The organism is Rhizobium sp. SRDI943 (assembly GCF_057653695.1).
Genome location: NZ_CM172787.1, coordinates 4694683 through 4715940, shown reverse-complemented (window position 1 = coordinate 4715940; position 21258 = coordinate 4694683). Strand labels below are relative to the sequence as shown.

The window sequence follows — 21258 nt, the reverse complement described above, 5'->3', positions numbered from 1 at the left end:
TCACTATTGAATCTAGAGGAAGCGGTCGAGCAGGCCGGCGATCGCCTTCGCCTCGTTTTCGGCAAGCTTGCAGCCGATATGGGTCTCGATCGATTTGGCATAGACGATCCACATGCGCTCGCGAAGCTTTCGGCCGGCATCTGACATCACCACCCAGCGGCCGCGTCCATCCTCGGCGAAGACCTCGCGCCGGACCAAGCCCTCTCTTTCCAGCCGGTCGAGCAGGCGAGAGAGATTATACTGGGCCAGCAATGTCCGCTCTTCGATCTCGTAGGGGCGCAGTTTGCCGTCTTGCGAGCGCGCTAATTCCCACAGCACGTCATACCAGGCAAGCGGCGGCATGCCGGCCGTTTTCAGGTCGGCTTCGATGGCGCCAAGCAACCGCTCGCGGGCGCGCATGATGCTCGTCCAGGCAGAGGTAACCGCTTCGCTTGGATTCGACGGCTTTTCAGACATAAATGCAGTTACATCTATCTTGAATTCCGCCGCAAGCGTTATTAGATGCATTTACATCTATCATTGCCAAGGAGGCCCCCATGAGCAAGCTTACCCTCGTCAGCCATCATCTCTGCCCCTATGTGCAGCGCGCCGCGATCGCTCTGCTCGAAAAGGGCGTGCCCTTCGAGCGCATCAACATCGATCTTGCCGACAAGCCCGACTGGTTCCTGCAGATCTCGCCGCTGGGCAAAGTGCCACTGCTGCGGATCGAGGAGGAGGACGGCAGCGAGGCGGTGCTGTTCGAAAGCAGCGTCATCTGCGAATATCTGGAGGAAACGCAGCCGGGTGTCGCGCTGCATCCCAACGACGCGCTGACGCGTGCCCGCCATCGCGGCTGGATGGAATTCGGTTCCTCCGTGCTTTCCGATCTCTGGGGTTACGAGACCGCCGAGGATGCCGCGCAGTTGGAGGCCAAGCGCAAGGCGCTCATCGCCAAATTCGCAACTGTCGAGAAGGTGTTGACGGACGGGCCGTATTTCGCCGGCAACGACTTCAGCCTCGTCGACGCCGTCTTCGCGCCGGTCTTTCGGTATTTCGATCTCTTCGAGACGCTCGGCGACAGCGGCATCTTCGAAGGGCTTGAGCGGGTGAAGCGCTGGCGCAAGGCTCTCTCCGAGCGGGCAAGCGTCAAGGCCGCCGTTGGCGAAGACTACCCGCAGCGGCTGATGGAATTCCTCGACAAGCATAACTCGATCCTGCTCAGGCAACCTGCCGCCGCCTGAAGCACGGCCGGCGGCCGGACATATATCCGGCCGCTTGCAATTCGGCGGCGATACGCTTCATTTTCGCCGCAAACGGGTCTAAATCTTCCAGCCTCGCACCGTCGATGACAGAAGGCAGGTTGAACCATGACTTTCATGCCCCAAAGCCAGAACACAATTGATCCCGTCAAGCTGGAAAAACTTGCGGAAGTCGCCGTCAAGGTCGGGCTGCAGCTGCAAAAAGGTCAGGATCTGGTGATCACCGCGCCTGTCGTGGCGCTGCCGCTGGTTCGCCTGATCACCAAGCATGCCTATCTGGCCGGCGCCGGACTGGTCTCCGCCTTCTATTCCGACGAGGAAACGACGCTGGCGCGCTATCAATATGGCAGCGACGAGAGCTTCGACCGCGCCTCCGGCTGGCTCTACGAGGGCATGGCCAAGGCCTATGCCAACGGGGCGGCCCGTCTTGCGGTCGCCGGCGACAATCCGATGCTGCTGTCCGAGCAGGATGCCGGCAAGGTCGGCCGCGCCAATCGCGCCAACTCAACGGCCTACAAGCCGGCGCTGGAGAAGATCTCGAATTTCGACATCAACTGGAACATCGTCTCCTACCCGAACCCATCCTGGGCCAAGGTGGTCTTCCCCGACGATCCGGAACCGATTGCGATTGCCAAGCTCGCCAAGGCGATCTTTGCCGCCTCGCGCGTCGATGTCAGCGATCCCGTCGCCGCCTGGGCCGAGCACAATGCCAATCTTGGCAAGCGATCCGCCTGGCTGAACGGCGAGCGTTTCGCCTCGCTGCATTTCCAGGGACCGGGTACCGACCTGACGATCGGCCTTGCCGACGGGCATGAATGGCATGGCGGCGCTTCCACCGCCAAGAACGGCATTACCTGCAATCCGAACATCCCGACCGAGGAAGTCTTCACCACGCCGCATGCGCTGCGCGTCGAAGGCCATGTGTCGAGCACCAAGCCGCTCTCGCACCAGGGCACGTTGATCGACAATATCCAGGTACGTTTCGAGGGTGGGCGCATCGTCGAGGCCAAGGCCTCGCGCGGCGAAGAGGTCTTGAACAAGGTGCTCGATACCGACGAGGGCGCGCGCCGGCTCGGCGAAGTGGCGCTGGTGCCGCATTCCTCACCGATCTCGGCCAGCGGCATCCTGTTCTACAACACGCTGTTCGACGAAAACGCCTCGTGCCACATCGCACTCGGCCAGTGCTATTCCAAGTGCTTCCTCGATGGCGCGACACTGAGCCAGGAGCAGATCAAGGCGCAGGGCGGCAATTCCAGCCTGATCCATATCGACTGGATGATCGGCTCGGACAAAGTCGATATCGACGGCATCAAGCCGGATGGTTCACGGGTTCCGGTGATGCGGCAGGGCGAATGGGCCTGAGCGGCATCATCGTGCGCTGACTGGATAAAGCGCGCTGGTGCGGCCAGCCCCGTCCTTCGAGGCCCCTGCGGGGCACCTCAGGATGAGGCTGGAGAGGGCGTGCCAGAAGGATAGCGGCAGGCTCATCAGCCTGGGATGCCTGGAGCCTTGATCAGGTCACCAATCACACGGCACCACGATCAGCCCTCATCCTGAGGTGCGGAGGCCAAAGGCCGAAGCCTCGAAGGACGGGGGCGGGTGGCCCCGCGCTCACCGCAACGCCTGCATTGTTGGATGATACGCCGGCGGCCAGCCTCGTCCTTCGAGGACCCTGCGGGGCACCTCAGGATAAGGCTGGAGAGAGGGCCGCCAGAAGGACAGCGACAGGCTGATCGGCCTGGGATGCCCGGAGCTTTGATCAGTCCACCAGCCTCACGGCACCACGATCAGACCTCATCCTGAGGTGCGCAGGCCGCAGGCCGGAGCCTCGAAGGACGGAGGCGGGTGGCCGTCCGCCACAACGCCTCATTGTTGCCGCCTTCACCCCATGCTAGCCTTCCGCCATGGAAGTCACCGTCTATATTCTCCGCTGTAGCGACGGCTCATATTATACCGGCCTCACCAAGCAGGAGATTGAGGCGCGTGTCTGGGAGCATAATGCCGGGACCTATGACGGCTATACCGCCAAGCGCCGCCCGGTCGAACTCGTCTTCAGCGAAACCTATGACCGCATCATCGACGCCATCGCCCGCGAGCGCCAGATCAAGGGCTGGTCGCGCCGAAAGAAGGAAGCGTTGATGGCAATGGATTACGAGGCCCTGCCTGATTTGTCGAAGCGCGGGCCGGTTAAAGCCGGGCGAGCTGCCCGTGGTCGCCCCGTCCTTCGAGGCTTCAGCCTTCGGCTTCAGCACCTCAGCAACCGTGTTGTTGGGGCTGGTTCCATGGGGTTCGTCTTTTAAGAATAGTGTTGATCATGATGATGAGCTTTCGCATGGCGGCGACGATGGCGACCTTGGGCGGTTTGCCCGCGTCGCGCAGCCTTTTGTGGAAGGTCTTGATGGCCGGGTTGCAACGGATGGCCGAGAGCGTAGCCATATAGAGGGCGCATCGGACGGTGGCGCGTCCGCCGGCGATATGGCGTTGTCCACGCCATGTGCCGCTGTCGTGAGCGATGGGGGCGACGCCGACGAGGGCTGCGAGCTTCTTGTCGTCGATGGCGCCGAGTTCGGGCAGTTCGGCGATGAGCACGGCGGCACTGACCTCGCCAATGCCCGGCACGGTCAGCAGCAGATTGCGGCGTGCGGCCATGTCGGGCTCGGCCTCGATGGCGAGCGCGATGGCGGCATCGACGCGGGCGAGCTGAGCCTTGAGGGCGGCGAGGGTCTCGCCAATCAGCGCTGCGACGGCCTCAGGCGCATGCTCGAGGCGGTTCTTCTCGGCGACCGCCATGTCGATGAGTTGGCGACGGCGGGTGACAAGCGCAGCAAGCGCGATGCGGCCGTCGTCGATATGGGGGATCTGTGCCGGCCGCATCGCTCTGGCGAAGTGGAGCGTGACGCGGGCGTCGACCTGATCGGTCTTGGCCAAACGACCGCTGGCCCTGGCGAAGTCGCGCACCTGGCGGGGATTGACGACGGCGACGGCAATACCGGCGGCCATAAGCGTTCTGACGATTGCCATCTCGTAACCGCCGGTCGCCTCGACGACGACAAGCTCTGCGCCGGCCACTGCCGCAGTGAGTGCGGCACAGCCTGGCGCATTGTTGTCGAAGCGGACAACGGCGCGTTTGCCCTCAACGGCAACGTCGAGATGGGCCTTCGAGACATCGATACCGACCATGAAAGATTGCTGGATATGCATGACTGCTCCTCCTTGCAACGCGGGCTCGAAGCCCAACCAACCGTTCGAGCGAAGACATGGCGACGGAGATGCTTGCTGAGGTACGAGTTCAAGACCCAAGGATGACACACATCCCCGCCGCACAGCCCCTTTATACAGCAACGGCAACGTACAAGGATGAGGCTGGAGGGAGGGCCGTGCCGGTTCCACGGCATCGCGAGCAGCTCTCATCCTATCTGTTTTTTCACGCAATTTTCGAACGCAAACCCGCTGCACGCTTTTGCTTTAGCGAATTGCCGATAGCAGCTTGCGCACGCGATAGAGATGCGCCCTGCGCTTCGCATCGGTGGCGCGGTCCATGTCGTGCAGGCTGAGCATCTTGAAATTCAATCCCTTCGAGCAGAAGGCGGCGATGCCGCGCTTCAGGAGCCGGCGCACCGGATCGCCCATATAGACACGCACCAGCCACCAGGGCGAGCCTGTCGTCGTCAGCGCATAGAGCAGCCTGATATTGGTCAGCTGCGGCACGATACGGCCGCCGGCAGCATCATGGCTGAAGGCAACGCCGGGGGCGAAGACACGGTCGAAGAAGCCCTTGAGGATGGCGGGGAAATTGAACCACCATTGCGGAAAGACGAGAATGAGGCCATCGGCAGCATTCAGGCGGGCAACGATGTCGGCTACGGCTGAGGTGTCGTAGGGCTGGTCGAAATAGCCGCCGCGCTCAGCCTTCGAAAGACGCGGATCGAAATTCTCAGCATAGAGATCGAGCAGATCGACAACATGGCCGGAGGCCTCCAGTGCTTCGCGCGCGGTCCTCGCCACGGCAGCGGCGAAACTATCCTCCAGCGGATGGGCAAGCACCAGCAGGATCCGCATCGTCAGAACAGGCTTCCCTGCTTCGGTGGGTCTGCGGGTCTTGCGCTGCGCTTCTTGGCCCCGGCCGGCGGTGCGCCGCCTTCCGTGGTCATGGCGCCGACACGGCCGTCGGCGAATTCGATGGCGATGCCCATGCCGGCGGAGAGCTGAGCAGCCTGCGAGACCGGCCTGTTATCCTCATCGCGAATGACGGCATAGCCGCGCTTCAGCACATTCTTGTAGGAGAGCGATTGCAGCACGCGGTCCTGCGAAGAAAGTTCGGCGCGCGCGCGGGTCAGCTGGTGGCGGACCGCCGTATCGGCATGGCGCGAAAGATTGCCGAGGCGTTCGCGACCGCGGTCGGTCTGGGTCTTCAGCCGGGCCGGCAGTGAGGCGAGGATGGCTTCGGCGCGGTCGACGCGCGATTTCGAACGGTCGATCAGCCGCTCAACCATGCGCTCGGCCCGGGCCATGCGCTCGTTCAGCGTCTGGCGGCGCTCGGCGATGCGGCCGGCGAGCAGATCGGGGCGCAGATGCGCGGCGACACGCTCGAAGCCGCGGCGCTTGTTGATAGTGTTGAGCTCCAGCCCGCGGCCGAGACCGGTTGCCGCCTCGTCGAAACGGCGGCGCGGCAAGGCGAGAAGCTGATCGAGCGACGGCAATGCCCGCATCAGAGCACGCACCGACTGGCGGCGCTGATCCATCTGCCGGTTCATGCAGCCCTGCAGGCGCGCGGCAAGAGCGGCGGCCTGCGCCTCGAGCTCCGCCTTGACCGGCACTGCCATTTCCGCTGCCCCCGTCGGCGTCGGCGCACGGACATCGGCGGCGTAGTCGATCAGCGTCCAGTCGGTCTCATGGCCGACGGCCGAGATCAGCGGTATCCGGCTTTCGGCCGCAGCACGCACGACGATTTCGTCGTTGAAGCTCCAGAGATCTTCCAGGCTGCCGCCGCCGCGTGCGACGATCAACACATCCGGGCGCGGGATGGCGCCTGAAGGTTCCAGCGCGTTGAAGCCGCGGATGGCGTTCGCCACCTCCTCGCCGGAGCCCTCGCCCTGGACCTTCACCGGCCAGACGAGGACATGCACAGGAAAACGATCGGAGATGCGGTGAAGGATATCGCGGATGACGGCGCCGGTCGGCGAGGTGACGACGCCGATTACGCCGGGCATGAAGGGCAGCCGCTTTTTGCGGGCGGCATCGAACAGGCCCTCGGCGCCGAGCTTGCGCTTGCGCTCCTCGATCAGCGCCATCAGCGCGCCGGCGCCGGCCGGCTCCAGCGTCTCGATGACGATCTGATATTTCGAGGAACCCGGAAAGGTGGTGACCTTGCCGGTGGCGATGACTTCCATGCCCTCTTCCGGACGGAACTTCAGTCGTGAGAAGGTGCCCTTCCAGATGACAGCGTCGATGCGGGCGCGATCGTCCTTCAGCGCGAAATAGGCATGGCCCGAGGAGTGCGGCCCACGATAGCCTGATATTTCGCCGCGCACGCGAACCTGGTCGAAGGCGGTTTCGACGGTGCGCTTGATCGAGCCGGAAAGTTCCGAAACCGAATATTCGGCAAGGTTGGTCGGCGAATCGCCGTCGAAGACGTTGCTCATCCCTCTTTGTATGTCGATCAGCGATAAACGGGAAGCTCGGCCTTGGCGCAGGAACCTGTTTTCCCGGCCGTTGAAATCGTTGTGGGGAGGGTTCGTCGCCATTGCATCAAGCGCGCTCGTCTCAACGCATCCTGCACATGCACTCGTTGCAGCCAGGTGGACAAACAACAAAATCGTGTAAATCTGTTTTGTTGCGGAACGGATAGTTAGAATATGCGTTTTAGCCGAAAGGGATTGCTAACCACCGTAATACAAAGGCTTTTCGGCGAAGATCGCCGGTAAATCTTTGTTAGTTGGCGCTTCCTATGCTTCCCCTCGTTCTCTCTGGGAAGGTGCTGAAATGATTATTCTCACAGCAGCAGCATTGGGCGTCAGCGCCGGGCAGACTCGTTCGGCTGGCGTGATCGCGCTGGTCGCCGCGCTGATCGGAATCACATTCGCGCTGGCGGCGATAACCTCGCCGGGGCCGGTGTCGATTCTGGCATTCGTCTATGCCGTGCTCGGCTATAATGGCGGCCTCATGCTCTTCGTACTCGGGCTTTATGCCAGTCAGCGTCTTCGCCGCGCCATGCGCGTTTCGCACTGACAGCGCGTTTTTCACACTGATAAGCGCATCGCGATCTTTCAGATTGGCTTCCCGCGCTTACGCTGTTTTTACGCATGTCGTTATCGCGACATGCTTATCCCGTCCTGAAGATTGCCGGCGTCAGTTCATCGCCGGCCGATAGCGAAAGAACTGAACGCCCACGTCCGCTGCCTTCGGAAGCGGTTCCAGATAGGGCGGGATATTGCCCTTGCCGAGCTCAGCATAGAGCCCATCCGGCTTCAGTTTGGCGATCTCGCGGGTCTGTAGGTCGCCGGGGCAGAAGGCAAGCACCGTTACGCCGGTCCCTTTCAAAAAGGCCTCCGCCTCCTGCGGCTCCGCCATACCGATATGCAGTTCCGTCAGCATGCCGCCCTGATTGCGATGATAGGGCGCGGAGAGAACCCGGTTCGCGGTGAAGCGGAGGATCGGCACGCCCATTTCCGACGGCGCGGAGACCAGTCCGGCCGGTAGCCCGGCGAGCGGCGCCAGCGCCGCTTGCGATGCGCAGGAAATCTTCTTTGCCGGCTCTGCCGCCTTCTTCTGCGCAGCATTCTCCATCTGCAGCGAGATAAACCCGCCGCCGACCGCCCAGGCGGCCGGAGCACTGGCGAGCACGGTGACGATGTAGACGAAGGCGGCGGCGACATTTTCGCCGTCGCCGTTGGAGATGCGGCGGACATCGATAATCAACAGGGCAAGCGGCAGGATGGAGATCAGGTTCGAGAACGTCGAACCGCGCACCTGGACCAGCGCGATTGCCCAGCTCGTCATCAGCAGGAAGAGCAAGACCAGGTGGATTTGCATGCGGTCACGCTGAAAGACACGGAAGATGCAGACGGCGATGCCGAACAGGCCGGCCGCATAGAAGCCACCGATCGAGAAGGGATCGGTGCGTCCGAGAGCGAAAATCGACTGCGCTTCCGAAACATTTCTCAGCCAGAGTTCGACCAGCATCGGGTCGAGACCGGCCAGCGGATCGCTCAGGCATTGCGGTGCGATCACGATCGCCGAACCGAGAACGCCGGCGCCGACGACGGCGAGTGCCGCAAAGCGCAAGGGCCGGCGCAGGTGGCTGGCAAAAACCGCCGAGAACAACAGCAACCCGCCGCCGATCGCCGCCAGGCTGTAATAGCCGAGCGAGAGATTGTCGCAGGTGACCGTCGAATAAAGCCGGGGCGGCACCGTTGCAAAGAAGAGGATGCTGATCGCAATCGCCAGCGCCAGCCCGAAGGCCTTGGCGGCGGCGGCGAAATCTTCGCCTTCCCATGCCCAGAGCAGGGCAATGGTCAGGCAGACGGCGGCGACGAAGGGGGTCGTCTCGGCGCCGATGGCGATGGCAACGGCTGCCGCGATGCCGGCAACCGCATAGCTCCAGGCTCGACGCTCTGGATCCAGAAGCATCGCGATCATCGTCGCGACCAGCCCCAGCTGCGCATTGTGGTGATCGATGGCGCCAGGCGCGAAACGGTTTCCGGTGTAGATTGCAAGACCGGTCAAGCCGAGACTGATATGCATAGCGGCAACCCCGCCGATGCGCCGGCCGGCAACCGCCATGGCGAGCATGGCTGGCAGGATGAGCGATACCGGCCAGACAGCGAGCGCCAGCGCTTCGGCCGTCTCGCGGGGCGCAAACAGGCCGAAGAACCAGATCAGCGAGGCGATCGGCAGATCGATCAGCCGCGACCAATGCATCAGCGTACCGCCGTCGAGGCCGAGACGGTATTGCATCAGATCGAACCAGCCCTGCCCGGCCAGAAAATCGCGAACCTCGACGAGACGCATTCCGTCATCATTGTCGGGACCGACGTAATCGGTGGCGCTGGAAAGCTTGGTGATGAGGATGGCGGCGGTAAGGATGACGCAATAGGCGATGACGGTTGGCCAGAGACGCGTCAGCAGGTCGCGCAGCCCGCCCCTGGGAGCGGGCACCCCGCCCCTGGGAGCGTCGATCGCGGAGGATGCGTGGGGGATCGGCTGCACAGCGTTCATTGTGGTTAGCGGTTCGTTTCGATACCCGAACTTTAGCCGCCGCCGATCAAGAAAGTGTAAAGCCGTTTGTGGCAGCTGCTATTTTTGCCTGCGTCATAGGGTCTTATTAACGGCGCGTGATTTAGGCTGAGCGCGGCTTTAAGTGTAACGAGTAGAGTCATGGCCCGATCGCGCACCGATAATCTGAATATTGCCGTTCTGCTTCCCTGCTATAATGAAGCGGCGACGATCAGCGCTGTCGTGCAGGGCTTCCGGGCGACGCTGCCCGATGCTGCGATCCACGTCTACGACAACAATTCCACCGACGGCACCGCGCTGCAGGCAATGCTTGCCGGCGCGCATGTCGTGCGCGAGCGGCGTCAGGGCAAGGGCCATGTCGTGCGCCGGATGTTCGCCGATATCGACGCCGACATCTACATCATCGCCGACGGCGACGGCACCTATGCGCCTGAGGATGCCGAAGAACTGGTGCGCACGCTGCTCACCGAGCGCGCCGACATGGTGGTCGGCACCAGGCGCGGCGTGCACGCCGATGCCGGCCGTCAGGGCCATGCGCTCGGCAACCGGCTTTTCAACCTGCTCTACCGGATGATCTTCGGCCCCGACTTCACCGATATCTTTTCCGGCTACCGCGCGTTTTCGCGCCGCTTCGTCAAGAGTTTCCCGGCGGTATCCGGCGGCTTCGAGATCGAAACCGAGATGTCGGTGCATGCCTCCCGGCTGAAGCTGCCGGTCAGCGAGCTGGAGCTCGACTATGGCCGCCGGCCGGAAGGCTCGCATTCCAAGCTTTCGACATTCCGCGACGGCGCCAAGATCCTCTGGATGTTCGCGATGCTGATGAAGGAAACCCGGCCCTTCGCCTTTTTCAGCGCGATCAGCGCCACCTTCATGCTGGCGAGCCTCGGCTTCATGGCGCCGGTGCTGGCGGAATATTTCGAAACGGGTCTCGTCAGCCGCATGCCGACCTGGGTGCTGTCGACGGCGCTGCTGATGATCTCTTTCATGCTATTCACCGCCGGCGTCATCCTGGATTCCGTTGCGCGTGCCCGCGCCGAACAGCTTCGTATTCATTATATGGGCCTCGAAAGGCCGAGCGCGTTGAAGGCACCGCTCAGCGACGCAGGGCCGGTATCGCGTGCGCGTCCCGGTAAGGCGGATGCGGCATGAGAAAGCTCATCCGCTTCACCATCGCAGGCGGCATCGGCTTCCTCGTCGATGCCGGGATCCTGTCGGCGCTGCTTCATCTGACGCCGCTCGGGCCGTTTCTGGCGCGGTTCGTGGCGATCGCCTTCGCCATGGCCGCGACCTGGGCTTTCAACCGGAGCTTCACCTTCGATCGTTCCGGCCGTTCGCTTGCCGCCGAAGGCTTCCGTTACGGCTCCGTCGGGGTGACGGCAGCGCTCGTCAATTACGGGCTCTATTCCGCGCTTCTGCTGTCGCTGCCGGCGCTTCAGCCGCTGGCGGCCATGGTGATCACCAGCATCGCCTCGATGATCTTCAGCTTCTTCGGCTATTCGCGCTTCGTCTTCCGCGCCGAGTGACTAGAGCGCCGCGCGTCCAATAGGACGCGCCAAGGACGCTCTAACCCTCTGAAGTGGCGCATAATCCTTTCCGAAAATCGATTCCGATTTTCGGGGCTGTGCGCTAGACTGCCTCCCAGCCGTCCTTCTCGCTGGCCCGGTAGATCGCGTCGATCACCTTCTGGTTCAGCTTCGAATTTTCGAGCGTGACGATCTCTTCCTTGCCGTTCGTCACCGCCCGGGCGAAGGCCTCGACCTGCCGCTTGTACTGGCGGCTGTCCTGAAAGCGGAAGATGCGCGATTCACTGTGGCTGCGGTCGGCAAGCTCGATCTCTTCCGGCCCCCAGCGATTGGCGTTGAACGGCGACTTGACTTCGATGTAGCCTTCGGTGCCGTGGAAGACCATGACCTGGCGGTTGGCCATCTGCGTCGAGATATAGAAGCTCAACTCGAAATCGCCGAAATCGGCCTTGACGCTCGAATAGATATCCGTGCCGAAATCCGCATCGCGCTCGGTGATCGCCTGGATCCAGAGCGGCTCCTTGCCCGTGGAAAAACGCGTGCCCATGACGGGATAGACGCCGATATCGGGAAGGCCGCCGCCGCCGAGCTCGGGAACGTTGCGCATGTTGGCGGGGTCGCGGTTGAAATAGGTGAAGGCGCCCTGCACATGCCGGAGCGAACCGATGGCGCCCTCGTCGATCAACGAGCGCACCTTCTGCCAGACCGGCGAATAGGTGATCATATAGGCTTCGCTGACCACCACCCGGTTGCGGTCGCGGGCGGCGATCACGTCGTCGATATCGTCTGCCTTCAGCGCCAACGGCTTTTCGCAGAGCACGTGCTTGCCGGCATCCGCCGCCTTGATCGACCATTCGATATGCTGCGAGGTCGGCAGCGGGATGTAGACGGCGTCGATGAGGTCGGAGGTCAGCATTTCCTCGTAGGAGCCGAAGGCATGCGGCACGGAGAAGCGGTCAGCCATCTCCCTTGCGCGCTTGAGATCACGGCTGGCAATCGCCGTGACGACGCAATTTTCCGCATCCTGGATCGCCGGAACGACATTGTCGCGGCCGATCTTCGCCGTTGAAATGATACCGAAACGCAGCATGATCCAAGTCTCCCGAACTGATTTCCGCGAACCATATTCAGGCCCCAGCTGCGGCGCAATGGCGCAATCTGAAATCACGGAAGTTTGCCTTCCCGGATGCGCGGATCGCACTAAGTTGGTCAGGGCGGCGTTCTGCCGTATCCGCGATTTCAATTGCTTCACACTTCTGGAGAGCGTCATGGAAATGCGCCGGCTTGGAAAAACAGGTCTATCGGTCGCGCCGATCGTCATCGGCGGCAATGTCTTCGGCTGGACGGCCGACGAAAAAACATCCTTCGCCATTCTCGATGCCTTCTTCGATGCGGGCCTGAACACGATCGATACGGCCGATGTCTATTCCTCCTGGGTTCCGGGCAACAAGGGCGGCGATTCCGAGCAGATCATCGGGCGGTGGCTAAGCCAAGCCAAGATCTCCCGCGACAAGGCCGTGATCGTCACCAAGGTCGGCTCCGACATGGGACAGGGAAAGACGCTGAAGGAGACCTATATCCTGAAAGCGGTCGAAGATTCGCTGCGCCGGCTACAGACCGACTATATCGACGTCTATCTGTCGCACTGGCCGGATGAAGATACGCCGCACGAGGAAACGCTTGGCGCCTTTGCCAAGCTGAAGCAGCAGGGCAAGATCCGCGCCATCGGCTGCTCGAACTATGATGCGAAACTCCTCCAGGCTTCCTTCGACGCTGCTGAAAAGGCCGGATTGCCGAGGTACGATGTGTTGCAGCCGGAATATAATCTCTATGAGCGCGCCAGCTTCGAGGGGCCGCTTGCCGACCTCTGCGTCAAGGAAGACATCGGCGTCATCACCTATTTCAGCCTCGCCGCCGGCTTCCTCACCGGCAAATACCGCAGCAAATCCGATATGCAAGGCCGCGCACGCGAGGGCCGGGTTTCGAAATATCTCGACGACAAAGGCCTGCGCATCCTGGCCGCGCTCGACAGTGTTTCTGCCGAGACCGGTGCCAAGCCGGCGGAAATTTCGCTCGCCTGGCTGCTGCGCAAGAAGGGCGTGACGGCGCCGATCGCCAGCGCGACCAGCCGTTCGCAGCTTGAAAGCCTGGCGAAATCGGCGACACTTGCGCTTTCCGATGACGCGATGGCGCTGCTCGACGAAGCCGGCGCCTGAAAGAAAGCGACGCCATGACCGTGACGATACGTGATGCCCGCCCCGAGGACGAAGCCCGCTGGCGCGAGCTCTGGGCGGCCTATCTCGTCTTTTACGACGTCACGGTCGATGCCGATATCACCGATCAGACATGGCGCCGGGTCTTCGATCCGGCGTCGGCAATCGCGATGCGTGTCGCCGAAATCGATGGCAGGGTGATGGGCTTTGCGCTCTATCTCACCCATGAGGGCACATGGATCCGCGGCAGGGACTGCTATCTCGAAGACCTGTTCGTCGATGCCGATGCGCGCGGCAAAGGCCTCGGGCGGGCGCTGATGGACGATCTCGTTTCGATCTGCAAAGCCAAGGGCTGGTCGCGGCTTTACTGGCATACGAACGAGCAGAACAGAACCGCGCGAGCGCTCTATGACAGCTATGTCGAGAGCGATGGCCATATCCGCTATCGCATCAGCTTCACTGCATAATTCCCCAAATCGGAACCGATTTAAGGAATTATGCAGCAATTCAAAGTGTTACAGCGTCCTTTGCTCGTCTGAAAAGACGCGCGGCGCTATAAGAGATGGAAAACCCGCATACCATTCGGAATGATCGCCTTCCCAATTGGCCATGCCCGGTTTGGTCAGGATGCCGCGCGGGCTGATATAACTCTGGATCACCCGTTTCGGCCGTTCGTGCCACTGGATATTGAAGGCCCAGAGCTTCGGGAAGAAGCAGAGCGAGGCATAAGGCAGGTGGTCGTGAATCCACCAGGCGAGCCGCTGCCAGTCGCTTTCGTCGCGGTAATGGTCGATCATCCATGGCACGGCAATGCAGACGGCGGCGCCCATGCAGCCGTCAAAATCCCTCATATCCCAGATGTGATGCGCCGCGGTGGACGCATTGGTCGAACAGTTCAGATTGTTCTCGTTGCCGAACCTGTTGACCGCAGGCGAACGATAGCCGGAACGGATATGCAGGCGCCCGAACGTTGCCTCTAGCGGCTCCAGCAATTCCTCGCAGAGCCTCCTGCCCGCCTCGACCGCCAGATCGGGATCCACGGGGATATTGGGGATACGGTAGAAATCGGCGATTTCGGAATGCAGGAAATCGCGGAGAAAGAAGTTTTGCGACAGCCGCACACGGCCGAGATCCTCCAGACCCTTCATCGAATTCGGCTTTCGCATGACGTCATTCTCCTGCGCATCGACGGCAGGAATCATCGCCCGGCACTGATTTCCAGTCCACCCGAAATCGATCGGGAACAATTAGCGCGATCTTCGCTTCTTAATGTGTCGCCGCATTCGCGGTTTTCCCCAGAACAAGGATCGAGAAAATGGCCAAGGAAAAGACGTTGGAAGATCTCTTCTACGACACTCTGAAGGACATCTACTTCGCCGAACGGCAGATATTGCGCGCCCTGCCGAAGATGGCGCGCGCCGCCCAATCCCCCGAATTGAAGAAGGGCTTCGAAAAACACCGCGAGGAAACCGAAGGCCAGGTCGAGCGCCTGCAGCAGGTTTTCGAGCTGATCGGCAAACGCGCCCAGGGCAAGACCTGCGAGGCGATCCAGGGCATTATCGCCGAGGGCGAGGAAATCATGGAGGAATTCAAGGGCACGGCGGCTCTCGATGCCGGCTTGATTTCGGCTGCCCAGGCCGTCGAGCATTATGAAATCGCCCGTTACGGCACGCTGAAGACCTGGGCCGCAACGCTCGGCTTCAAGGAAGTCGTCGGCCTGCTCGACCAGACGCTGCAGCAGGAAACGGCCACCGACAAGACCCTCTCCCAGCTCGCCACCACGGCGGCAAACCAGAAGGCAAAGGCTGCCTGATGGAATGACGAGAACGGGCGGTCCGGTCCCCATTCCTTACCGGCCGCCCGTATCCTGTTCACTGTATCTGAAGAAATCGATGAAGGCGCGCAGCGCCAGCCGCATCTGCCGCCGGGTGGGGTAATAGAGAAATGGCCCGGCATAGGGCGCGCACCAATCTTCCAGCACCCGCACAAGTTTGCCGCTCGCCAGTTCGTCATAGACCCGCATGTCGAAGAGATAGGCAAGGCCGGCGCCGTTCAGCGCCGCAAGCAGGGCGAGTCGGTCCTCGCTGACGATCAGCGGCCCGTCGACCGAAACGACAAGTTCCTGCCCGTCCTTTTCGAATTCCCAGCGATAGATCGAGCCGTTGGTAAACCGCCGCTTGATACAGCGGTGATGGACGAGATCGCGCGGATGCTCGGGCTTTGGATGATGCTCGAAATATTCGGACGAAGCGGCGATCACCGTCGTCAGATTAGGCGAGATCCTGACCGCGATCATATCGGCCTCCAGGCTCTCTTCCAGCCGAATACCGGCATCGAAACCCTCCTTGACGATATCGGTGAAGCCGTCCTCATTGGCGATCTCCAGGGTGATATCGGGGTAGAGGTTGAGAAAGTCGCCAAGCCGCGGAGCGAGCAGCAGATCGGAGGCGAAGCGCGGCGCGGTGATGCGCAGGTTTCCGGCCGGCTTGGCGCGCGTATCGCGGACCTCCTCCAAGGCGATATCGATCTCCTCGAGTGCTGGACGAAGTCTTTCAAGCAGCAGGCGGCCCTCTTCCGTCGGCGCAACGCTGCGGGTGGTCCGCGCCAGGAGCCGCACCCCCAGACTTTCCTCGAGGCTCGATATCGCATGGCTGATGGCCGAAGGCGCGACGAGGAGTTCCTTCGCCGCCGCCCGGAAGCTGCGATGCTCCGAGACGGCGGCGAGAACGGCGAGTTGTGAAAGCTGGGTTCTGTTCATTGATCGAAATAATAGAACAACCTGTTAGAAACTGCATGTATTTTCTGATTGATAGCGCAGCGATATGGTCTGCCGGTACCGCAACCATCCAGAACAGGATGATTTCAGGCCGGGCGGCCTAAAATCTGAATCCTGTTCTGAATTAAATAGTTAGAGCATGATGATGCTCTGGCGGCTCAAAATCAGCTCAGAGGAGCACATCATGAAAACCCGGAAACTCGGAAACGATCTGACCGTCTCTGCCGTCGGCCTTGGCTGCATGGGCATGAGCTTTGCCTATGGCGCCAGCGACGATGCGGAATCGATCAAGACACTGCATCGCGCCATCGATCTCGGCGTCACTTTCTTCGACACCGCCGAAGTCTATGGTCCCTTCACCAACGAGGTTCTGCTCGGCAAAGCGCTGAAGCCGTTCCGCGACCGCGTGGTGATCGCCACCAAATTCGGCTTCAAGATCGATGCCAGCAAGCCGGGTACTGCCGCCATCGCCGGCGTCGACAGCCGCCCCGAGAATGTACGCGCGGTCGCCGAGGCTTCGCTGAAACGCCTCGGCATCGAGACCATCGACCTCTTCTACCAGCATCGGGTCGATCCCAACGTGCCGATCGAGGAGACCGTTGGCGTCATGGCGGAACTGGTGAAGGAAGGCAAAGTCCGGGCGCTCGGGCTTTCGGAAGCCGGCAGCGCCACCATTCGCCGCGCCCATGCGGTCCATCCGATCGCAGCCCTGCAGAGCGAATATTCGCTCTGGACGCGCGACCCGGAAGAGGAGGTGCTTGCCACCTGCCGCGAACTCGGCATCGGCTTCGTGCCCTACAGCCCGCTCGGCCGCGGCTTCCTGACCGGGTCGATCCGCAAAGTGGAAGATCTCGACGCGGACGATTTCCGCCGGCAGGTGCCGCGTTTCCAGGCGGAAAATTTCGACGCCAATGCCGCCCTCGTCTCGACTCTCGAGCGGCTTGCCGCCGAGAAGGACGTGACGGCGGCGCAGCTGGCGCTGGCCTGGGTGTTGAGCCAGGGCGACGACATCGTGCCGATCCCCGGCGCCCGCAAGCTTCACCACCTCGAACAGAATGCGGCCGCTGCCGATATCGTGCTGAGCCCGGCGGAACTCGAGCAGCTCAGCAACGCGATCCCCGCCGGACAGGTGGCCGGCAAGCGCTATTCGGACGCCTCGCTTGCCATGACGAACATCTGAACCCCTACCGAAACAAAGAGCGAAAGCCCGGTCGGCCACAACCGGCCGGGCTTGCCTTCGGGCCCGGCGAAACTATCTAACGCCATCTCTGAGAACGGGATGACAAAATGTCGGACAGGCAGGCAGTCGAACAGACGGTTCATCTCTATGTCGAAGGCATGGCCTTCGCCAATGAGGCAGCCTTGAAAAAGGCCTTTCATCCGAAAAGCTCGATCATCGGCCATTACGAAAATGCCGTCGAATGGCTGACGCGGGACGAATTCATTGCCGCGATCCTGCAAGAGGAGCCGGCGCCGCCCGGCACGCAGCCCTACATGGACATCCAGAGCGTCGACGTCGAGGGCGATGCGGCGAGCGTCAAGGTCACCGACGACTTTGCCGGCATGCGCTTTACCGATTATCTCTCGCTGCTGAAGATCGACGGCCGCTGGACGATCGTCAGCAAACTCTTCCATCTGCATCGCTGAAAAGACCGGCAGCTATTCGCGACCGGTCCATTATCTGGCGACGTTGGGTAAACTCAGCTTCTGAGGACACCGCCGGTGAATTTCGCAACACTGGCGACGATCTTCTGCGTCAGCGCTTCGAAATCCTCATCCGTCAGCGTGCGCTCGACCGGCTGGATCTGAACCTCGATCGCCACCGACTTTTTGCCGTCGCCAAGCGATGCGCCCTCGAAAATGTCGAAGACATTGACGCCGGTCACCAGCTTGCGGTCCGCGCCCGTGGCGGCCTTGACGATGGCGCCGGCTTCGACCGTCTTATCGACGACGAAGGCGAAGTCGCGCCGCACCACCTGGAAGGGCGACAGTTCGAGTGCCGGCTTGGTGCGCGTCGCCTTGCGCTTGGCCTCCGGCATGGTGTCGACATAGACCTCGAAACCGCAGAGCGCGCCGGAGACATCGAGCGCTTCCAGTGTCAGCGGATGGAATTCGCCGAAATAGCCGAGCACGACCTTCGGCCCCATCTTGATCGTGCCGGAGCGGCCGGGATGATACCATGCCGGCCCCCCCTGCTCGATCTGGATATTGCCCATCGGCAGGCCGCAGGCTTCGATGACGGCGAGCGCGTCGGCCTTGGCGTCGAAGACGTCGACCGGCTTGCCGCCGCCCTTGGCGGTGTTCGACCAGGCGCGACCAGCGCCGGCAAGTGAGGCCGTGCCGCGGCGGATGCCGCCGGCAACGCGGCGCTGACCCTCCGGCCTGTCGTTCTCATAAGTGCCGGAGACCTCGAAGAGGGCGACGTCGCCGTAACCCTTGTCGGCATTGCGCTGGGCGGCTGACAGCAGGCCCGGCAGCAGTGAGGGGCGCATATCCGACATTTCGGCGGCGATCGGATTGGCAAGCTTGAGGGTCGGCGAACCGCCGCCGAAGAGCTTTGCCTGGTCTTCAGGAATGAACGACCAGGTGACGGCTTCGAGCATGCCGCGCGCGGCGAGCGCCCGCTTGGCGAGGCGGGTGCGGATCTGCAGCGTCGTCAGGATCTTGCCGTTGACGGCCGCATGGCTTTCAAGCGGCGCCGGCTTGATATTGTCGACGCCGTGAATGCGCATGACCTCCTCGACGAGATCGGCCTTGCCGTCGACATCGGGACGCCAGGAGGGGACAGCGACGGAGACGCGCTCGCCGGAACCGGAGACGGTGAAGCCGAGGCGCGTCAGAATCGTGTTGCTTTCCTCATTCGAGACCTCGAGGCCTGTCAGGCGCTTGACCTCCGAATAGGGGAAATCGACGATCTTCGGTTCGTAACCCTGGTAGCCGACGATCTCGGCCCTGGCGGCCTTGCCACCGCAAAGCTCCAGCACCAGTTCCGTCGTGCGTTCGAGACCGGGGGCCATATAGTCCGGATCAACGCCGCGTTCGAAGCGGTAGCGTGCATCGGTGATGATGCCGAGGCTGCGGCCCGATTTGGCGATGTTCATCGGGTCCCACAGGGCGGATTCGATCAGCACGTCGACGGTATTCTCGTCGCAGCCGGAATGTTCGCCGCCCATGATGCCGCCGATCGATTCGATACCGTTTTCATCGGAGATGACGACGTTGTTCGGCGACAGCTTGTACTCGCGCTGGTCGAGCGCCAGCACCGTCTCGCCTTCGGCGGCACGGCGGACGGTCAGGTTGCCGTTGATCTTGGCGGCATCGAAGACGTGGATCGGCCGCCCCTGATCGAAGGTCATGTAGTTGGTGACATCGACAAGCGCGTTGATGGGGCGCAGGCCGATGGCGATCAGCCGCTGCTGCATCCAGCGGGGGCTCGGGCCGTTCCTGACGCCGCGCACCAAGCGAAGCGCAAAACCCGGGCAGAGCTTCGGATCGTCGAGATCGAGCGTCAACTTCACCGGCGTCTCGCCTTCGACGGCGAAGGACGGGGCGGGCCGCGTCTTCAGCGTGCCGAGGCCGGAGGCGGCGAGATCGCGGGCGATGCCGTGGATCGAAGTGCAGTCCGGCCGGTTGGGCGTCAGGTTGATCTCGATGAGGGGATCGTCAAGATGCGCATAGGCGGCATAACTCTGGCCGACCGGCGCATCGTCCGGCAGGTCGATGATGCCGTCGTGACTGTCGGAGATCTGCAGCTCCTTTTCGGAGCACATCATGCCATGGCTTTCGACGCCGCGGATATTGCCGACGGCGAGCGTCACGTCGATACCGGGAACATAGGTTCCGGGCGCTGCGAAGGCGCCGACGAGACCAGCGCGCGCATTCGGGGCGCCGCAGACGACCTGGACCGGCGCGCCGGAACCGGTATCGACCATCAGCACCTTCAGGCGATCGGCCTGCGGATGTTTTTCGGCCGAGACGACCCTGGCGATGACGAAGGGCTTGAAGGCCGCCTTGTCGTCGACATCCTCGACCTCCAGTCCGATCTCGGTGAGGCGCGTGCAGATTTCATCGAGGCCGGCATCCGTTTCCAGATGCTCTTTCAGCCAGGAGAGCGTGAATTTCATCGTCCCAATTCTCCGTTCAAGCGCTGAGGCCGCCGAACAGCGTCGGCATGTCGAGCGGGCGGAAGCCGTAATGCGTCATCCAGCGGACGTCGGCGTTGAAGAAGTCGCGCAGGTCGGGCATGCCGTATTTCAGCATGGCAATGCGATCGAGGCCCATGCCCCAGGCAAAACCCTGATATTCGTCCGGATCGAGCCCGCCGTGACGCAGCACGTTCGGGTGGACCATGCCGCAACCGAGGATTTCCATCCAGTCGGTCCCCTCGCCGAACTTGACGATCGGGCCGGAGCGGTCGCACTGGATATCGACCTCGAAAGAGGGCTCGGTGAAGGGGAAGAAGGACGGGCGAAAACGCATCGTCACGCTGTCGACCTCGAAGAAGGTCTTGCAGAATTCTTCCAGCACCCAGCGGAGGTTGGCGACATTGGCCTTCTTGTCGACGACCAGGCCTTCGACCTGATGGAACATCGGCGAATGGGTGGCGTCCGAGTCCTGGCGGTAGGTCTTGCCGGGAATGATGATGCGGATCGGCGGTGTCTGCGCCTCCATGGTGCGCACCTGCACCGGCGAGGTGTGGGTGCGCAGGACCTTGCGCTCACCATTCTCATCCGGGTTGAAGAAGAAGGTGTCGTGCATCTCGCGGGCCGGATGGCCTTCGGGGAAATTCAACGCGGTGAAATTGTAATAATCGGTCTCGATGTCGGGACCTTCGGCGATCGAGAAGCCCATGTCGGCGAAGATCGCGGTGATTTCGTCGACGATCTGGCTGATCGGATGGATACGGCCGCGCTCGGCCGGCGAAGAGCGCACCGGCAGGCTGACATCGACCGTCTCGGCCTTCAGGCGCGCATCAATCGCCGCTTGCCGCAGCGTCGTCTTGCGGGTGGTGAGCGCCTCGGTCACCGCGTTCTTCAGAACGTTGATCGCCGCGCCCTTGCTTTGACGCTCTTCCGGCGTCATGGCGCCGAGCGTCTTCAACAATTCGGAGACGGAGCCCTTCTTGCCGAGGGCGGAAACGCGCACGGCTTCGAGCGCCGTCTCGTCATCGGCGGCAGCGATTTCGGCGAGCAGCGATGTGTTGAGCTGGTCGATATCTGACATTGTCACTTCTTTCCGTCCAGTATCAGGCGGGCGATCGGGAGGCAGGCGGC

At 62.1% G+C, this 21258-nt stretch carries 20 protein-coding genes and 1 pseudogene; 11 read left to right on the top strand and 10 right to left on the bottom strand.

Annotated features, from left to right (window positions below; genetic code table 11):
• Nucleotides 1–12 precede the first annotated feature (12 nt).
• Entirely contained in the window at nt 13–456 is a 444-nt protein-coding gene (locus AC245Y_RS23480) for a MarR family winged helix-turn-helix transcriptional regulator (protein ID WP_012759801.1), read from the bottom strand.
• Between the two features lie 80 nt (nt 457–536).
• On the opposite strand from AC245Y_RS23480, the gene AC245Y_RS23475 reads away from it, so the two are divergent.
• The 3 genes and pseudogenes from AC245Y_RS23475 to AC245Y_RS23465 all read left to right on the top strand — a co-directional run.
• Nucleotides 537–1220 (top strand): glutathione S-transferase family protein, encoded by a 684-nt coding sequence (locus tag AC245Y_RS23475; RefSeq protein ID WP_017995764.1) that lies wholly within the window; start codon nt 537–539, stop codon nt 1218–1220.
• Nucleotides 1221–1346: 126 nt separating this feature from the next.
• Complete coding sequence (locus AC245Y_RS23470) at nt 1347–2600, top strand: aminopeptidase (protein WP_012759799.1); 1254 nt, start codon at nt 1347–1349, stop codon at nt 2598–2600.
• Between the two features lie 542 nt (nt 2601–3142).
• Nucleotides 3143–3430, top strand: a pseudogene (locus tag AC245Y_RS23465) (GIY-YIG nuclease family protein); the annotation flags it as partial.
• A gap of 61 nt (nt 3431–3491) precedes the next feature.
• On the opposite strand, the gene AC245Y_RS23460 reads toward AC245Y_RS23465, so the two are convergent.
• From AC245Y_RS23460 to xseA, 3 genes are all read right to left on the bottom strand, one after another.
• The gene (locus AC245Y_RS23460) at nt 3492–4439 is read right to left on the bottom strand and encodes an IS110 family RNA-guided transposase (RefSeq protein ID WP_017995762.1); all 948 of its coding nucleotides are present in this window, start codon (nt 4437–4439) and stop codon (nt 3492–3494) included.
• Nucleotides 4440–4703: 264 nt separating this feature from the next.
• On the bottom strand, nt 4704–5297 hold the full coding sequence (locus AC245Y_RS23455) for an NAD(P)H-dependent oxidoreductase (protein WP_012759798.1): 594 nt from the start codon (nt 5295–5297) through the stop codon (nt 4704–4706).
• Nucleotides 5298–5299: 2 nt separating this feature from the next.
• Complete coding sequence (xseA, locus tag AC245Y_RS23450) at nt 5300–6880, bottom strand: exodeoxyribonuclease VII large subunit (RefSeq protein WP_012759797.1); 1581 nt, start codon at nt 6878–6880, stop codon at nt 5300–5302.
• Between the two features lie 340 nt (nt 6881–7220).
• Between xseA and AC245Y_RS23445 the strand changes: the two genes are divergently transcribed.
• A complete protein-coding gene (locus tag AC245Y_RS23445) occupies nt 7221–7466 on the top strand; it encodes a hypothetical protein (protein WP_012759796.1) in 246 nt (81 codons plus the stop codon).
• A 120-nt stretch (nt 7467–7586) separates the two neighbouring features.
• Here the strand turns inward: AC245Y_RS23445 and AC245Y_RS23440 are convergent, their stop codons facing one another.
• On the bottom strand, nt 7587–9455 hold the full coding sequence (locus AC245Y_RS23440) for a hypothetical protein (protein WP_017995760.1): 1869 nt from the start codon (nt 9453–9455) through the stop codon (nt 7587–7589).
• Between the two features lie 159 nt (nt 9456–9614).
• Between AC245Y_RS23440 and AC245Y_RS23435 the strand changes: the two genes are divergently transcribed.
• Together AC245Y_RS23435 and AC245Y_RS23430 are read left to right on the top strand one after the other, a co-directional pair.
• A complete protein-coding gene (locus AC245Y_RS23435) occupies nt 9615–10622 on the top strand; it encodes a glycosyltransferase (protein ID WP_012759794.1) in 1008 nt (335 codons plus the stop codon).
• Nucleotides 10619–10996: a GtrA family protein gene (locus AC245Y_RS23430; protein WP_017995759.1), complete on the top strand. Its 378-nt coding sequence runs from the start codon at nt 10619–10621 to the stop codon at nt 10994–10996. The genes AC245Y_RS23435 and AC245Y_RS23430 overlap by 4 nt, the downstream gene beginning before the upstream one ends.
• A gap of 103 nt (nt 10997–11099) precedes the next feature.
• Here the strand turns inward: AC245Y_RS23430 and AC245Y_RS23425 are convergent, their stop codons facing one another.
• On the bottom strand, nt 11100–12086 hold the full coding sequence (locus tag AC245Y_RS23425) for a Gfo/Idh/MocA family protein (protein ID WP_017995758.1): 987 nt from the start codon (nt 12084–12086) through the stop codon (nt 11100–11102).
• 178 nt (nt 12087–12264) lie between these two features.
• Here AC245Y_RS23425 and AC245Y_RS23420 point away from each other — a divergent pair, with 178 nt between their 5' ends.
• On the top strand, nt 12265–13212 hold the full coding sequence (locus tag AC245Y_RS23420; RefSeq protein ID WP_026157538.1) for an aldo/keto reductase: 948 nt from the start codon (nt 12265–12267) through the stop codon (nt 13210–13212).
• Between the two features lie 14 nt (nt 13213–13226).
• Nucleotides 13227–13676 carry a GNAT family N-acetyltransferase gene (locus tag AC245Y_RS23415; protein ID WP_017995756.1) on the top strand — a complete coding sequence of 150 codons (450 nt, stop codon included), beginning with the start codon at nt 13227–13229 and terminating at the stop codon, nt 13674–13676.
• Nucleotides 13677–13724: 48 nt separating this feature from the next.
• Here the strand turns inward: AC245Y_RS23415 and AC245Y_RS23410 are convergent, their stop codons facing one another.
• A complete protein-coding gene (locus AC245Y_RS23410; RefSeq protein WP_017995755.1) occupies nt 13725–14411 on the bottom strand; it encodes a hypothetical protein in 687 nt (228 codons plus the stop codon).
• 113 nt (nt 14412–14524) lie between these two features.
• Between AC245Y_RS23410 and AC245Y_RS23405 the strand changes: the two genes are divergently transcribed.
• A complete protein-coding gene (locus AC245Y_RS23405; RefSeq protein ID WP_012759788.1) occupies nt 14525–15022 on the top strand; it encodes a YciE/YciF ferroxidase family protein in 498 nt (165 codons plus the stop codon).
• A 36-nt stretch (nt 15023–15058) separates the two neighbouring features.
• Here the strand turns inward: AC245Y_RS23405 and AC245Y_RS23400 are convergent, their stop codons facing one another.
• Nucleotides 15059–15967, bottom strand: coding sequence for a LysR family transcriptional regulator (locus tag AC245Y_RS23400; protein ID WP_017995754.1), 909 nt, complete (start codon nt 15965–15967; stop codon nt 15059–15061).
• A gap of 202 nt (nt 15968–16169) precedes the next feature.
• On the opposite strand from AC245Y_RS23400, the gene AC245Y_RS23395 reads away from it, so the two are divergent.
• The gene (locus AC245Y_RS23395; RefSeq protein WP_012759786.1) at nt 16170–17165 is read left to right on the top strand and encodes an aldo/keto reductase; all 996 of its coding nucleotides are present in this window, start codon (nt 16170–16172) and stop codon (nt 17163–17165) included.
• Between the two features lie 107 nt (nt 17166–17272).
• The gene (locus AC245Y_RS23390) at nt 17273–17632 is read left to right on the top strand and encodes a nuclear transport factor 2 family protein (RefSeq protein WP_003544625.1); all 360 of its coding nucleotides are present in this window, start codon (nt 17273–17275) and stop codon (nt 17630–17632) included.
• A 53-nt stretch (nt 17633–17685) separates the two neighbouring features.
• Here AC245Y_RS23390 and pheT read toward each other — a convergent pair whose 3' ends face one another.
• Together pheT and pheS are read right to left on the bottom strand one after the other, a co-directional pair.
• Nucleotides 17686–20109 carry a phenylalanine--tRNA ligase subunit beta gene (pheT, locus tag AC245Y_RS23385; RefSeq protein WP_017995752.1) on the bottom strand — a complete coding sequence of 808 codons (2424 nt, stop codon included), beginning with the start codon at nt 20107–20109 and terminating at the stop codon, nt 17686–17688.
• A 16-nt stretch (nt 20110–20125) separates the two neighbouring features.
• The gene (gene pheS / locus AC245Y_RS23380) at nt 20126–21208 is read right to left on the bottom strand and encodes a phenylalanine--tRNA ligase subunit alpha (RefSeq protein ID WP_012759784.1); all 1083 of its coding nucleotides are present in this window, start codon (nt 21206–21208) and stop codon (nt 20126–20128) included.
• Nucleotides 21209–21258: the final 50 nt, after the last annotated feature.